Origin of the sequence: Kitasatospora sp. NPDC048286, assembly GCF_043201735.1 — a bacterium.
In the GTDB taxonomy this organism is placed as follows: domain Bacteria; phylum Actinomycetota; class Actinomycetes; order Streptomycetales; family Streptomycetaceae; genus Kitasatospora.
This window is the reverse complement of sequence record NZ_JBICZE010000001.1, coordinates 759,603-773,960: the sequence shown is the minus strand read 5'-3', so window position 1 is coordinate 773,960 and position 14,358 is coordinate 759,603. Positions and strand designations below refer to the sequence as shown.

Annotated in this window: 13 protein-coding genes, 1 tRNA gene and 1 pseudogene; 8 read left to right on the top strand and 7 right to left on the bottom strand. The window is 74.5% G+C overall.

Going from position 1 to position 14,358, the window contains the following annotated elements:
- Positions 1-43 precede the first annotated feature (43 nt).
- The 3 genes and pseudogenes from ACGF13_RS03615 to ACGF13_RS03605 all read left to right on the top strand — a co-directional run.
- Positions 44-1,117: pseudogene (locus ACGF13_RS03615) on the top strand (sugar phosphate nucleotidyltransferase); the annotation flags it as partial.
- Between the two features lie 197 nt (positions 1,118-1,314).
- Positions 1,315-2,397 (top strand): Yip1 family protein, encoded by a 1,083-nt coding sequence (locus ACGF13_RS03610; protein ID WP_392868528.1) that lies wholly within the window; start codon positions 1,315-1,317, stop codon positions 2,395-2,397.
- Between the two features lie 94 nt (positions 2,398-2,491).
- Positions 2,492-3,382, top strand: coding sequence for a metal-dependent hydrolase (locus ACGF13_RS03605; protein WP_392868526.1), 891 nt, complete (start codon positions 2,492-2,494; stop codon positions 3,380-3,382).
- Between the two features lie 108 nt (positions 3,383-3,490).
- On the opposite strand, the gene dcd is transcribed toward ACGF13_RS03605, so the two are convergent.
- Both dcd and ACGF13_RS03595 read right to left on the bottom strand, forming a co-directional pair.
- Positions 3,491-4,066, bottom strand: a complete 576-nt coding sequence (gene dcd / locus ACGF13_RS03600) for a dCTP deaminase (protein ID WP_392868524.1) — start codon at positions 4,064-4,066, stop codon at positions 3,491-3,493.
- 71 nt (positions 4,067-4,137) lie between these two features.
- Complete coding sequence (locus ACGF13_RS03595) at positions 4,138-4,359, bottom strand: hypothetical protein (protein ID WP_392868522.1); 222 nt, start codon at positions 4,357-4,359, stop codon at positions 4,138-4,140.
- 276 nt (positions 4,360-4,635) lie between these two features.
- On the opposite strand from ACGF13_RS03595, the gene ACGF13_RS03590 reads away from it, so the two are divergent.
- Positions 4,636-4,709: transfer RNA gene (locus ACGF13_RS03590), tRNA-Gly, on the top strand.
- Between the two features lie 75 nt (positions 4,710-4,784).
- On the opposite strand, the gene ACGF13_RS03585 is transcribed toward ACGF13_RS03590, so the two are convergent.
- Entirely contained in the window at positions 4,785-5,711 is a 927-nt protein-coding gene (locus tag ACGF13_RS03585; RefSeq protein ID WP_392868520.1) for a LysR family transcriptional regulator, read from the bottom strand.
- A 144-nt stretch (positions 5,712-5,855) separates the two neighbouring features.
- Between ACGF13_RS03585 and ACGF13_RS03580 the strand changes: the two genes are divergently transcribed.
- Complete coding sequence (locus ACGF13_RS03580) at positions 5,856-7,112, top strand: MFS transporter (protein ID WP_392868518.1); 1,257 nt, start codon at positions 5,856-5,858, stop codon at positions 7,110-7,112.
- A gap of 103 nt (positions 7,113-7,215) precedes the next feature.
- Here the strand turns inward: ACGF13_RS03580 and ACGF13_RS03575 are convergent, their stop codons facing one another.
- Both ACGF13_RS03575 and ACGF13_RS03570 read right to left on the bottom strand, forming a co-directional pair.
- Positions 7,216-8,334, bottom strand: coding sequence for a nucleotide disphospho-sugar-binding domain-containing protein (locus ACGF13_RS03575; RefSeq protein ID WP_392868516.1), 1,119 nt, complete (start codon positions 8,332-8,334; stop codon positions 7,216-7,218).
- A 193-nt stretch (positions 8,335-8,527) separates the two neighbouring features.
- Positions 8,528-9,310, bottom strand: a complete 783-nt coding sequence (locus ACGF13_RS03570; protein ID WP_392868514.1) for an alpha/beta fold hydrolase — start codon at positions 9,308-9,310, stop codon at positions 8,528-8,530.
- 350 nt (positions 9,311-9,660) lie between these two features.
- On the opposite strand from ACGF13_RS03570, the gene ACGF13_RS03565 reads away from it, so the two are divergent.
- The gene (locus tag ACGF13_RS03565; RefSeq protein ID WP_392868512.1) at positions 9,661-10,140 is read left to right on the top strand and encodes a hypothetical protein; all 480 of its coding nucleotides are present in this window, start codon (positions 9,661-9,663) and stop codon (positions 10,138-10,140) included.
- A 588-nt stretch (positions 10,141-10,728) separates the two neighbouring features.
- On the opposite strand, the gene ACGF13_RS03560 is transcribed toward ACGF13_RS03565, so the two are convergent.
- Both ACGF13_RS03560 and ACGF13_RS03555 read right to left on the bottom strand, forming a co-directional pair.
- Positions 10,729-11,376, bottom strand: coding sequence for a response regulator (locus ACGF13_RS03560; RefSeq protein WP_392868510.1), 648 nt, complete (start codon positions 11,374-11,376; stop codon positions 10,729-10,731).
- Positions 11,377-11,473: 97 nt separating this feature from the next.
- Positions 11,474-12,772 (bottom strand): sensor histidine kinase, encoded by a 1,299-nt coding sequence (locus tag ACGF13_RS03555; RefSeq protein ID WP_392868508.1) that lies wholly within the window; start codon positions 12,770-12,772, stop codon positions 11,474-11,476.
- Positions 12,773-13,131: 359 nt separating this feature from the next.
- Between ACGF13_RS03555 and ACGF13_RS03550 the strand changes: the two genes are divergently transcribed.
- A complete protein-coding gene (locus ACGF13_RS03550) occupies positions 13,132-13,692 on the top strand; it encodes a heme-binding protein (RefSeq protein WP_392868506.1) in 561 nt (186 codons plus the stop codon).
- A gap of 158 nt (positions 13,693-13,850) precedes the next feature.
- Complete coding sequence (locus ACGF13_RS03545) at positions 13,851-14,306, top strand: hypothetical protein (RefSeq protein WP_392868505.1); 456 nt, start codon at positions 13,851-13,853, stop codon at positions 14,304-14,306.
- Positions 14,307-14,358: the final 52 nt, after the last annotated feature.

The following is a 14,358-nucleotide window of genomic DNA, read 5'->3' as shown; positions in this document are numbered from 1 at the left end:
ACCGGGCCGGGCCGCAGAGACCACAAGGGGAACAGCGCAGACCATGACCGAGGCGATCATGCTGGTCGGTGGTAAGGGCACGCGACTGCGTCCGCTGACCACCCACACCCCCAAGCCGATGCTGCCGGTGGCAGGCGTCCCGTTCATCGCGCACCAGTTGGCCCGCGCGGCCGCCGCCGGCGTCACCCGCGTCGTGCTGGCCACCTCGTACCTGGCCGAGGTGTTCGAGGACCACTTCCAGGACGGCACCCCGTACGGCATCGAGCTGGTCTACCTGACCGAGCGCGAGCCGCTGGGCACCGGCGGCGCCATCCGCAACGCCGCCTCCGGCCTGACCTGCGGCCCGGACGAGCCGGTCCTGGTCTTCAACGGCGACATCCTCTCCGGCGTCGACATCGCCGCCCTGCGCGACGGCCACGTGGCCGCCGGGGCCGACGTCACCCTGCACCTGACCCGGGTCGAGGACCCGCGCGCCTTCGGCCTCGTCCCGACCGACGAGGACGGGCGGGTGCTGGAGTTCCTGGAGAAGCCGGAGACCCCGGAGCAGATCGTCACCGACCAGATCAACGCCGGCTGCTACGTCTTCACCCGGTCCGTGATCGACCGCATCCCGGCCGGCCGCGAGGTGTCCGTCGAGCGCGAGACCTTCCCCGAGCTGCTGGCCACCGGCGCGCTGCTGCGCGGCGTCGTCGACACCTCGTACTGGCTGGACCTGGGCACCCCGGCGGCCTTCGTCCGCGGCTCGGCCGACCTGGTGCTCGGCAAGGTCGACTCCCCGGCCGTCCCCGGCCCGACCGGCGACGCCCTGCTGCTGCCCGGCGCCACCGTCCACCCGGGCGCGGTGCTCAGCGGCGGCACCGTGGTCGCCGAGGACGCGGTGGTCGAGGCCGGCGCGATCGTCGAGGGCAGCGTGATCCTGCCGGGCGCGGTCATCGGCCCGGACACCCTGGTCAAGGACTCGATCGTGGGCGCCTTCGCCACCGTCGGCGACCGCTCGGCGCTGGACGGCGCGGTGATCGGCGACGGCGCGATCGTGGAGTCGGACAACGAGCTGCCGAACGGCATCCGGATCGCCTGCGGCACCCTGCTGCCGGTCGGCGCCGTCCGTACCTCGGCCGGCCCGGGCGGCTGCCCGGCCGGCACCAGCGCGGCCGCGGCGGTGCACGGGCCGTCGGTCGGCGCGCAGCGGTAACGCCCGCGGGGACCGGGGCGTCCGCGGGGGTTTTCGGTCCCGTTCGTCTCAGCCTCGCTGCAAACCGGCCCCGGGTCCGTCCGGGGCCGACGCGGGCCGGGCCGGGCGGGTACCTTCGGACCGTGGCTGGTAATCGATACGACAGCGGTCAGGGCGCGAACCGTCCGCACGGCGGATGGTCTGCCCCTCCGCCGCCGCCCGGGGGGCACGGGGCGACGGACGGGCCGGAGTACTTCACGGCCCCGCACCCGGCGGCGCCCGGTGGGTCCGGTGGTCCCGGCGGCACGCCCGACGGGCCCGCCGGTGGGCCGGGGCGCCCGGCGGCGGGGGACGGGTACGACCCGTACGCGGCGGACCGGCCCGGGAACACCAGGGCCTTCCCGGCCGGCGACCCGTACGCGGGCGGCGGCCCGTACCCGCAGCAGCCGCCCTACCAGGGGCACCCGGGCCAGGAGCACGGCTACTACGACGACGGTCACGGGCAGCAGCCGCCGTACGGGCCCGCGCAGGGCTACGGCCCCGACGGGGGTTACGGGCCGGACCAGGGTTACGGCCCGGACGGGGGCTACGGGCCCGACGGGGGCTACGGCCAGCAGCCGTACGGCCAGGACAACGTCGCCGTCTACCGGGCCGGCGGCCAGTCCGCCCCGCACGTCGCCGGGCCCCGGCCGCACTGGCGCGAGCTGTTCACCGGCCTGTTCCGCAGCCCGACCGCGATCTTCGACCGCACCCGCGACCACCAGGTCTGGCTGCCCGCCCTCACCGTCTCGCTACTGTACGGCGCGCTCGCGGTGCTCGGCATAGGGCTGACCCACGACGACATCGTCAACTCGACCTTCACCGTGGCGCTGACCGGCATCCTCGCCGCCGCCGTCTGCTTCACCGTGGCCGGGGCGCTCTTCGGCGGGGTCACCTACGCGCTGGCCCGCCAGCTGGGCGGCGACGGCCCGTGGAAGGCGACCATTGGCCTGGCCGCGCTGATCGGCTGGCTCACCGACGCGCCCCGGCTGCTGCTCGACCTGGTGCTGCCCTCCGGCAGCGTCGTCGTCCAGGTCGTCGGCTGGGCCACCTGGGCGCTCTGCGCCTACCTGCTGACCAGCATGGTCCGGCGGCTGCACGACCTGCCCTGGGGCAAGGCCGCGGCCGCCTCGGCGGTGCAGCTGGTCGCGCTGCTGGTGCTGATCAAGCTGCCGACGCTGGGCTGAGGCCCTCCACGGACGAGGGGCAGAATGGGGGCGGGCCGCGGCCGAGCGCCGGGCCCGCCCCACCCTCGTCGTCCTACCTCACCGGAGCCAGGCCATGACCCTCCCCACCACCCACGTCAGCTTCCCGGCCGGGGCGGTGACCGGCGAGTCCCCGGTGCTCGCGGTGCACCCGCTGGCCGACGGGCGGTACGCCGTCGTCACCGAGGCGACCCCGTTCCACCCGCTCGACCACACCTGGCCCGACCAGCCGGCCGACCTCGGCACCCTGACCGTGGACGGCACCGAACTGGCCGTGGTCGACTGCCTGACCGGCGCCGTCGGCCCGGAGGGCGGGGAGCTGCTGGCCGGCGCCGACATCCCGGTCCGGCGCGGCGACGAGGAGTGGTCCTGGCTGGTCCTCCACGTCCTGGACACCGACCCCGGCGACATCGTCGGCCGCACCGCCGCGCTCGCCGTCGACGCCGAGCGTCGGGGCGCCCTCAGCGCCTCGCACAGCGGCTGCCACCTGCTCGCCCTCGCCCTGAACGCCGCGCTCGCCCCGCGCTGGCGCAAGGACCCGGGCCGCTCGGACGCCTTCGGCCACCCGGACTTCGACAGCCTCGCCATGGCGAGCTCGGTGATGGACACCGCGGCCAGCACCGACACCTACCGGCTCGGCAAGTCGCTGAAGAAGAAGGGCTTCACGGCGGACGCCACCGAGGAGTTCCCGGCCCTCGCCGACGCCCTGCCGGCCCTCACCGAGGCCGTCAACGCCCGGCTCGCCGCCTGGGTCGCCGCCGACGCCCCGGTCCGCATCGAGGTGCCCGGCCCCGAGCTCACCGCCCGCCGCCAGTGGCACTGCGAGCTGCCCGAGGGCGGCGCGCAGATCTTCTGCGGCGGCACCCACCTGCACCACCTCGGCGAGCTGGCCGAGCTGCGCACCGAGCTGCGGCTGTCCGAGGACGGCACCGAGCTGGTCGCCGTCACCAGCCCCAAGAGGGCCTGAGAACGCCGCGGGCGGCCACCCCTCGTCCGTCCTCGGATGGGGGTGGCCGCCCGTCGTGCGTGCGCTCCGTCGGCCCTGCGGGTCTCGCCGGCCCTGCGGGCCCTGCGGTCAGACCTTCGTCTGGTGGAAGTTCAGGTACGAGCGGGACGGCGTCGGGCCGCGCTGGCCCTGGTAGCGCGAACCGTAGCGCTCGGAGCCGTACGGGTGCTCCGAGGGCGAGGAGAGCCGGAACAGGCACAGCTGCCCGATCTTCATCCCCGGGTACAGCTTGATCGGCAGCGTCGCGACGTTCGACAGCTCCAGGGTCACGTGGCCGCTGAAGCCGGGGTCGATGAAGCCGGCCGTGGAGTGGGTGAGCAGGCCCAGCCGGCCCAGGCTCGACTTGCCCTCCAGCCGGGACGCGACGTCGTCCGGCAGCGTGATGACCTCGTACGTCGAGGCCAGCACGAACTCGCCGGGGTGCAGGATGAACGCCTCGTCGCCCTCCGGCTCGACCAGCCGGGTCAGGTCCGGCTGCTCCTCCGAGGGGTCGATGTGCGGGTACTTGTGGTTCTCGAACACGCGGAAGAAGCGGTCGAGGCGCACGTCGATACTCGACGGCTGGATCATCGCCGGGTCGAAGGGGTCGACGACGACCCGGCCCAGGTCGATTTCGGTCCGGATGTCCTTGTCAGAGAGCAGCACGCTTCGAGGTTACGTGCAAGAAAGGGCCCCGGACGAATCCGCCCGGGGCCCGTTCCGTCCTTCCGCGACCGTCAGGCCAGGAACTCGGCGGCCTCCAACCGCATCGCCCGCGCCAGTTGCGGCTCCGACAGATCCCGCACGTCGGCCAGCACCGAACTCCGCATCCGTCCGCACTGCGGACAGCGGATCAACCGCCCGGGGCCGAGCCGACCCGGACCGAGGTTCTGCATCGGGAACGTGGTGGTGCTGAACAGGTGCCCCTCGGCACAACGAACGACGGCGCGCTGCTCCATCGATCCCCTTCCCATCCCTAACCCAGTACTCACCCGTACTCACCGCCCCGGCGGCCGAGCCCCGGGACAGCGTCACATTAGGGGATGTTCCGGACATTCCTCACCATGGCTCGCCGCCTCGGCCCCCACCCACCGGAGCACTCGCACGCGGCCCAAACAGTACGCCCCCGACACCCGCCCCACCCCGCTCCGCCACGTCCCCCGACCCCCTGTGCAACCACCGTCGCAGATGGGGTACAGTGACACTGGATCGAGCGGTCTCTGACGGCTCATCAGGCGGGCGTAGTTTAATGGTAGAACATGAGCTTCCCAAGCTTAGAGCGCGAGTTCGATTCTCGTCGCCCGCTCCACTACCGAAAGCCGCAGGTCACATGACCTGCGGCTTTTGCGTTGTCCGGACCGGGGCGGGCCGGCCTGGGCGGGGGTTAGTGGGGGCGGACCCAGGTGGGGGTCCAGGTGTCCGGGGTGGTGGGGGCCGTGGCGAGGTGGGCGCGGAGGGTGGGGAGGGCGGGGTGGGGGTTGTCGCGGTGCCAGAGGAGTGAGTGGGGGTAGACGGGGGTCGGGTCGGTCACCGGGATGCGGCGCAGGCCGTGGCCGGCGGGCCAGACGAGGCGGGTGCGCTCGCTCATGAAGGTGGCCAGGGCCGGGGTGTCGGCGACGGTGTCGAGGAGGGCGTCGGAGCCGAAGTTGGGGCCGGTGGACTCGATGGTGAGGCCGAACTCGGCGACGAGGTCGTCGTAGTAGGCGCCCCACTCGCTGCCGGGGACGATGCCGGGCATCCAGATGCGGTGGCCGACCAGGTCGGCGACGGTCACCGACCTGGCGTCCGCCAGGGCGTGGGCGGGGCCGGTGAGGAGTTGGAGGGGTTCGTCGAGGACCCGGACGGACTCGATGTCCTCGGGGAGCGGCCGGCCGGGCATGGCGACGGCGCGGAAGGACGCGTCGATGGTGCCGGAGCGGATGGCGGCGACGGCGGTCTCGATGTCGAGCAGCATCAGCACGTCGAGGTCGATCCCGGGGTGGGCGCGGTGGAAGTCGCGCATCAGGCCCGAGGCCGCGCCGCGCGAGTTGATCACGTCGACGCGCAGCGGGCGGTGGCCGGCGCGCACGGACGCGACCGCGCGTTCGGCGGCGCGCAGCAGCTCGCGGGCGTGGGGCAGGAAGGCCTGGCCGTCGATGGTGAGTTCGGCGCCGCGCGGGGTGCGGGTGAACAGTCGGACGCCGAGGTCGCGCTCCAGCGCGGCGACGCGCTTGGAGACGGCCTGCTGGGTGACGGCCAGGTCGACGGCGGCCTTCTGGAACTGGCCGGCTTCGGCGATGGCGGCGAAGGTGCGCACTGCTTCGAGGTCCACGCCGACCCACCCTAGGGAACAACCACTGGTTGTACAGGAAGGGTGAGGCGGTTGTTTGACCCCTTGTCCCGGCGTCGGATTGGCTCTCCCCGGTCAACCGTGGTTTGTGCGGTCGGGTGTCGAGTCGAGGGGAGCGCACCGCGGATGAGGGGCGGGAGACGGTTGGGCCGGCCGTTCGGCCGGCTGTGGGCGGCGTACGCGGTGAGCGCGTACGGGTCCGGGCTGGGGTTCGGGGCGCTGCCGCTGATCGCGGTCCTGGTGCTGCACGCCGGTCCGGCCGAGGTGTCCGTGCTGGCGGCGGTGGGGCCCGCGGTGGGCGCGCTGGTCGCGGTGCCGCTCGCGCCGTGGGTGGAGTTCCGGCGCAAGCGCCCGGTCATGATCGCGATGGACCTGGTCCGGTTCGCGGCCATGGCGACGATCCCGGTCGCCTACGCCTTCGGCCTGCTCGGCTTCGTCCAGTTGCTCGTGGTGTCGGTGGTGGTCGCCGCGGCCAGGATCGCGTTCGGCGCGGCCAGCGGCGCGTACCTCAAGGCCGTCGTCCGGCCGGACGACCTGCTGGTGGCCAACGCCCGCTTGGAGTCCACGAACTGGAGCTCCATCGCGGTCGGGCCGCCGCTGGGCGGGGCGGCGGTCGGCCGGTTCGGGCCGGTCACCACGGTGGTGGCCGACGCGCTCAGCTACCTGCTCTCCGCGCTGTGGATCACCGCGATCCGTGGCCGGGAGGAGGTGCCGCGGCGGGCCGGCGGGAGTTCGGCCCGAGCCGGAACGGTGCTCGACGGCTGGCGACACATCACGGGCGACCCCGGGCTGCGGGCGCTCTACCTCAACAACCTGCTCGTCGCCGGTCTGATCATGGCCACCGAGCCGGTGCTCGCCGTCCTCCTGCTGCGCCAACTCCACTTCGCCCCATGGCAGTACGGCCTCGCCTTCGCGGCGCCCTGCCTCGGCGGGCTGATCGGTTCCCGGCTGGCCCGGCGGGTGGTGGAGCGGTACGGCCGGGACCGGGTGCTCCGGACCGTCGGCACCCTGCGCGCCGTCTGGCTGATCGGCCTGGTCTTCGTCCGGCCCGGCGTGGTCGGCCTCGTCACCGTGATGGCCGTCGAGCTGGCGATCATCGTCAACATGAGCCTGTTCAACCCGGTGCTCGCCACCTACCGGCTCGAACGCACGCCCGAGCACCTCCTCGCCCGCACCCTGTCCGCCTGGTCGATCGGGCAGCAGGCGTCCATCGCCGTCTGCACCGCGCTCGGCGGGCTGCTCGCCGACGCCACCGGCCCGCGCACCGCCCTCACGGTCGCGGGACTGCTCATCCTGGCCACCCCGTTCCTGCTGCCCCGGGCCGACCGGACGCGGTCGGAAGCCGTGCCGGACACCCCGACGGCACGGAGGTCACCCGTCTGAGCGTCGACCGGCCGCGCTGCCGGAGGGACGGTACGGCGGCAGCCGCGGGTCGGTGGACCCGCGGCTGCCGCGGGCTCGGGGCGCAGGAGTGCCCGAGCGGGGATCAGTGGCGGGCGGCGAGGTCCTCCAGTGTGGCGACCAGGGCGGCCGGGGCGGGCAGGGCGGTGTTGGCGGACTGCAGGCGCTGGGCGGCGTCGCGGAGCGCGGGGTCGGTGAGGACGCGTTCGAGCAGCGGGGTGTCGACGGCGTCGGAGGCGGAGCTCAGCGCGGCGCCGGTGGCGGTGAGGGCCTCGGCGTTGAGGAAGTGGTCCGCGCCCTGCGGGAGCAGCAGCTGGGGCAGGCCGGCCTGGACGGCGGTCAGCATGGTGCCCGAGCCGCCGTGGTGGATCAGCGCGTCGGCCTGGCTGAGCAGCTCGTTGAGCGGGACCCAGGGCAGGCCGCGGACGTTGTCGGGCAGGGTGCCGAGCGGGGCGAGGTCGGCGCCGCCGACCGCGAGCAGGAAGTCGGCGTCGACCTCGGCCGCCGCCTCGACCATGCGGACCACCGCGCGGACGCCGTCGAGCTCGGAGAGCACGGTGCCCAGGGTGACGACCGCCCGCGGGCGGTCGGGCTTGCGGAGGAACTCGGCGGGGACGATGCCGCCGCCGTTGTACGGGACGTAGCGCATCGCGAGGCCGTCCGGGTCGCCGCCGAGCGGGCCGACGTTGAGCGTCGCGGCGATCGACGGGCCGGCCAGGCCCCACTCCTCGTACAGGTCGGGCACGTGCGAGGCCACCAGTTCGGCCATGGAACGGCCGGGACTGGCACCGAAGTTGTGCACGACCGACGGGATCCTGAGCCGGGTGGCGACCAGCGGGGCGGCGGAGTGGAAGGCATCGTGGACGAGCAGGTCGGCGCCCCAGTCGGTGGCGGCCGCCAGCAGGCCGTCGACGTCGGGGCGGGAGGCGTACGCGAACATCGCGGCCGCCATGTCGAAGATCTCTTCCTGGGTCTTGTCCTGGTTGACGTACTGGACCCGGCCGCCGAGGCGCTCCTCGACGATCTCCCGCAGGGTCCGGCCGTCGCCGATCTCCACGACGGGGAAGCCCGCGGGCCGGATCATGTCGAGCGGCTGTGCGCCGGCGAACAGCACCTCGTGCCCGGCGGCGCGCAGCGCCTGGGCGGTGGGCACCATCGGGTAGAGGTGGCCGGCCGCGGCGGGGCCGGTGAAGAGTATGCGCATGGTCTTCTCCTTGCGAATGTTCCGACAAGGCAGTCTCACCTTTGAAGTTGACGTTCAGTCAATTTGATATGAATCACCATGCGCGGTAATCGGCCGTTCTGGGACGGGGCTTGCCTCTCGGGTGGCGGTGTGCTCCTCGCGCCGGTCGCCCGGTGCGGGCGGGCGGGCCGGATCGCTCGGGCGGCCGGATCGTTCAGGCGGCGGCGAGGAACTCCCGGACGGCGCCGGTGAACGCCCCGGTCTCCTCGGCGAGCACGATGTGGCCGGTGTCGAACTCGGCGTAGGCGCTGCCGGGCAGGGTGGCGTGCAGCCGGCGGGCGTTCTCCACCGGGACGGTGGCGTCCTGGGTGCAGCCGATCACCAGGGCGGGGGCCTGGACGCGCGGGAGCAGCGGGCCGAGGTCGAGGGCCAGGTTGAGGGCGATGTGCCGCAGGGTGCCCGGAGTCGGCCGCAGGTAGGCGGTGTTGGCCTGGACGGCGGCGCGCCCGATCCGGTCGAGGAAGCCGCGACTGAAGGCGGTGAGGGTGGCGTAGCCGCCGAACGCGGTGGGGTGGTCGGCGAGCGAGAGCCAGGTGGCCATGGAGAGCCGCAGGTACTCGTCCTGCTCCGCGCTGATCCAGCCGGCCGCGGCGACCAGGCGGCGGACCCGCCCGGGGTGCAGGGCGGCGGTCGCGGTGGCGACGACGGCGCCGAGCGAGAAGCCGAGGACGTCGGCGGGGCCGCGGCCGGCGTCCTCGATCACGGCGGCGACCTGGGCGGCCAGGGTCTCCAGGGTGAGCGGGGCGCCGTCGTCCTCGGCGGCCTCGCTGCCGGAGAGGTCGGGCAGCAGCACGGTGTGGCGGTCGGTGAAGGCGTCCAGCAGGCCGTCCCACATGGCGGAGCCGGGGCCGGTGCCGTGCACCAGGACGAGGGTGTCGGGGCCGTCGCCGACGACGCGGTAGGGGATGCGGGCGGTGTCGACGGTGATGACGGGCATGGCGGGTCCTCTCGATGGTGGGTCAGAAGGCTTGCCGGGGCGGCCGGTCGGCGGTTCGGGCCGCCCCGGCCGGCGCATAAGTAAACTACACAGTGCAGAGCAGTGATTCAACTGCACCGTGCAGTGCACTATGAACGTGTGGGAACGGTGAGGGACGGGACCGGGAGGGGAACTGCCCGTACCCGTCCGCCGTCCAAGCAGTGACGGAATGCCTGCCCGGGTTGAACACCGGGAGGAGTACGGAGGGCCCTGTGCAGTCAGGTGGTGCCGAACTGAACCTCGGACGCCCGGGCGGCGGCCCCGGAGGGGTGCGGATCGCGCCGGTTCGCCGACCGGGGTCGAACCCCGGGGTGACGGCCGATCAACTCGACGCCGCCGAACGCTGCGAGACGCTGCTCCAGGACACCCTGGACGCCGTCCGTCCGGCACCGGTCTGGCAGGGGGCGCCCGCGCGGGCGGGAGCGCGGCTACCGCTGCCGGGGCGCGAGTCGGAACTGCTCTGGTACGTCACCCGCGGCCGGGACCTCCTCACCGTCGTCTCGTTGCCCCGGCGGGCGGCGCTGGCGGACGTGGTGGAGCGGCACTGGCGCCGGCGCGGCTGGACGATCACCTCGCTGAACGCCGACCGGGACCGCCCGGGTGTCGCCGCGACCACCCCGGACGGCTACCGGCTGGCGCTGCGCTTCGGGGAGTCGGGCGAGGCCGGGCTGACCGCGAGTTCGCCCGGCGTGGCCCGCTCGGAGCGCGGCCCGGTGCTGTCCGGCGGCGTCGACCGCTGCGCGCCGCCGCTGCCGTACGTCCGCTGTCCGCACTGGAGCGCGCTGGGCTAGTCGCCCCGGCTGTTCCGGCTGTTCCGACGGTTCCGACGGTTCCGCCCTGGCTGTTCCGGTTGTTCCGGCTGCTCGGGGCTGCTCAGGGCCGCTCTCCGGGCGGCGGGCCGGAGTCCGGCCAGAGGGCCCTGGGCGCCGACCGGGGGAGGCGTGGAGCGAGTCCCCCCGGACTCGCTCCACGCCGCCTCGCCGCGCGGCTTCGGCGCTGCCGCTCCCCCCGACACCCCGGCAAACCCGCCGATCCCCCCTGGCCACACCCTCCGGCGAGAGTGGTCCGCACAGGCCCCGGCGAGCCCCCACCCCGGGGACGTCGTGATCTCAAGCTAACAAACCGCGTGGTTGGTTTGTCAATAGTGAAATCCATGAAACATCCACATTGTGACGAAGTGCTCCGCGGTGGCCGGATAGGCCTCGTACCAGGGATTTGTGGCCGTTCCAGGGTGTCCGCCCGCACTCGACCGCCCGTGCCGGGCGGGGGCGGGCGGAGACGGGCACCGGCTGGAATCCGACATTCCGAGCATCATGGCAGCACGCAGTGACACCGGACGAGCGCCCAGCGCAGCCGGGGGAGCAGCGGAGCGGGCGGGCTCAGCGGAGCAGCCGGCGCTCCTTCGCCACCGCCACCGCGCCCGCCCGGGTGTCCACGCCCAACTTGTCGTAGATCCGGCCGAGGTGAGTCTTCACGGTGGCCTCGCTGATGAACAGAGCCCGGGCGATCTCCCGGTTGCCCAGCCCCTGAGCCAGCTGTTCGAGGATGTCCTGCTCGCGCTCGGTCAGCTGCGGCGAGGGCGACCGCATCTGCGCCATCACCCGCGAGGCGACCGGCGGGGAGAGCACCGTCCGGCCCTGTGCGGCCGCGTGCACGGCGGCGAAGAGCTCCTCCGGGCGCTCGGCCTTCAGCAGGTAGCCGGTGGCACCGGCGGCGATGGCCCGGGTGATGTCGGCGTCGGTGTCGTAGGTGGTGAGCACCAGGACGTGCGGCCCGCCCGGGACGGCGGTGATCCGCCGGGTGGCCTCCACCCCGTCGATGCCGTCGCCGAGTTGGAGGTCCATCAGCACGACCTGGGGCGCCAGCCGGGCGGCCAGCGCGACGGCCTCCTCGCCGGTGCTCGCCTCGCCGACCACCTCGATGTCGCCGGCGCTCGCCAGCAGTGCCAACAGGCCGGCCCGCACCACGGCGTGGTCGTCGCAGGCCAGCAGCCGGACGGGAGCCGTCCGGGCGGGACTCGTGCTCATGGCTGCTCCAGGGTCATCGCTGTTCCGGACCGGTCGGTGCTCCGGGCTCATCGCTGCTCCGGGCTCATCGCTGCTCCGGGCTCATGCCGCTCCGGGCTCACCGCTGCTCCAGGGGCACCGCGGCGGAGACGACGGTGCCCTCACCGGGCGTGCTCTCCACGGTCAGCCTGCCACCCAGCTGCCGCAGCCGGGCACGCATGGCCGGCAGGCCGTACCCGCGCCGGCTCCCGCTCTCGCCCCCGCCCCCGGTCTCGCTCCCGGCCTCGCCCCCGGTGCCGACCGCGTCCGGGTCGAAGCCCCGCCCGTCGTCGGCGACGTCCAGCACGGCCTGGTCGCCGAGGAAGGACAGCGTGATCGCGGCGGCCGACGCCCCGGCGTGCTCGCGGACGTTGGCCAGCGCGCCCTGGGCGATCCGCAGCAGCGCGGACTGTGCGGCGGTGGGCAGCGGCACCGGCGTGCCGTCCAGGTGGAAGCGGACCGGCAGCCCGCTCTCGGCGGACTCCCGTTCGGCCAGCGCCCGCAGTGCCCGGTCGAGGGTGCGGCCGTCGGACAGCTCCACCGGGGCGAGGTCGTGGACGAAGCGGCGGGCCTCGGCCAGGTTCCGGGCGGCCACCTCGGCGGCGGTGCGGACGTGGGTGCGGGCGGTCGCCGGGTGGGTGTCCCAGGTGCGCTCGGCGGCCTGGAGCAGCATCTGCTGGCTGGACAGGCCCTGCGCCAGGGTGTCGTGGATCTCCATCGCCAGTCGCGCGCGCTCGGCCAGGGTGCCCTCCCGCCGCTCGGTGGCGGCGAGTTCGCGCCGGGTGCGGACCAGGTCGGCGATCAGCGCGCGCTGCCGGGCGGCCTGTCGGGCCATGAAGAGGAAGACGCCGGTGGCGAGCGCGGCCACCGCGGGCGGCAGCAGGACGAGTGTGGCGTCGACGCCGCCGGGCAGCCGGATCTCGGCGATCACCACCAGCAGGGTCAGCACGCCGACCAGCGGGATGGCCGCCTTCGCGGGCAGCGCCCGCAGCGCGGTGTAGATCAGCGGGACGGCGCACCAGGCGAAGCTCGGCGCGAGCAGCACCAGCACCACCCAGAGCGCCACCACCAGGGCCAGCGGCCACCGGCGGCGCCGGCCCGGGGCGGTCGGCCGGTGGTGGTCGAGCCAGGATCCGGCCGGCTGGGCGACCGCGAGGGCCGCGCTCAGTCCGATCACCCAGGGCGCCTGGACGTTGCCGGAGTGGTGGCTGAGGTAGCGGTTGAGCGAGGCGGCGAGCAGCAGCAGGAAGGCGGAGTCCAGCAGCAGCGCGAGCCGGGCCGCGTCCGGATCGCCGGCGTCGGGCCCGAGGGCGCCGCGACGGCCGGCACCGGTACGGTCCGCAGCGCGGCGGCCGGCGGTCGGGCGGGGCTGCTGCACGGGTGGCTCCTGGCTGAACGGGTGGTGCGTGCGCGGCCGGTGGGGTCCGCACCGGCCGAGGGGCGGCCGTGTGCCGGCCGGCGCCGACCGTGCCGGTCGGGGCAGGCCCGGACCGGCACGTCCGGATCCGCACCGACCTGCGTCGATCCCTCGATGGTGACCCGTCCGGCCCGGGCCCGCATCAGCCGATCGGTTGACGCCGCCGTCCACCATCATGCCCGGACGCCCGCGCCGGACCGTCGATGTGGCGGCCCCTGCCCCGGCCGGAGGATCGAAGCACGCCGCCGGACGATCCCCCCGACGGTCCGGCGGCCCCCGAACCCCCACCCGACCCCGCAGATCCGCTGAGGAGCTGGACCATGAAGAAGACCTCCGTGCGCACCCGGGTGCTGACCGGCACCGTCGTCGCCGCCGCGGTCGCCGCCGCCACCGTCGGCGCCGTCTCGGCCAGCGCCGAGTCCACCGACACCCCGGCCGTCCCGGCCGCGGCGAAGGCCGACACCCAGAACAAGAACCTGGCCCCGAGCAGCGGTCTGACCATCGACGCCGCCACCCGCGCCGCCCAGGCCGCCCTGGACGCGGCCACCAAGGCCGGCCAGCACGTGTCGGTCGCGGTCGTCGACCGTGACGGTGTCACCCGGGTGCTGCTGAAGGGCGACGGCGCCGGCCCGCAGGCCCCGGTCTCGGCTGAGCGCAAGGCCTTCACCGCGGTGTCCTGGAACGCCCCGACCTCGGAGCTGGCCAAGCGCCTGGCCCAGGCCCCGAACCTGAAGGACATCCCGGGCACCCTGTTCCTGGCCGGCGGTGCCCCGATCCAGTCGAAGGGCGCTCCGATCGCGGCCGTCGGTGTCGCGGGCGCGCCCAGCGGGGACCTGGACGAGCAGTTCGCGCAGGCGGGCGTCGCCGAGCTGGCGAAGTGACGCGAGCCCGGCCGGCGGCCCGCCCCGCGCGGGGGCAGGGGCCGCCCGGCCGGGCCAGGGCCTCGTTCGGGTGAACACAGGGAGGGTCGCCGCAGAACACGGGATGACCCTTCGAAAAGCCGGTGCCACTGTCAGTGGCGCGTGGCAGGCTTCCCGGTATGACGGCGTGGACCCTCAACGACATCGAACGTGCGATCCGCTCCTCCTGGGGTGTCGACACCTGTGCGCCCGAGGATCTGGCCCACTGGCGTCCCGACAATCCCGCCCGCGGCCAGTGCGGGGTGACGGCGATGGTGGTGCACGACCTGCTCGGCGGCGACCTCATGATGGGCGAGGTGTACGTCGACGGGGTGCGGGCGGATCTCCACTGGTGGAACCGTTTCGCCACCGGCTTCGAGATCGACCTCACCCGCGAGCAGTTCGGGCCGGACGAGCTGGTCGGCCCCGGCCGTCCGGTCGCCCGCCCGGCCCGCCCCGGCCGCCTCCAGGCCCAGTACGAGCTGCTGCGCGGCCGGGTGGTCGCCGAGCTGGAGCGCGGCGCCGCCGCCGACCGCACCCGGGTGCCGGCCCGGGCCGCCCGGGCCGCCGCCACCCGGGCCCGCGCCTGCGCCTGAGCCGCACCCCGGCCACGGGTGCGCCGGGCGGTTCGGCAGCCGTTCGTCCGGC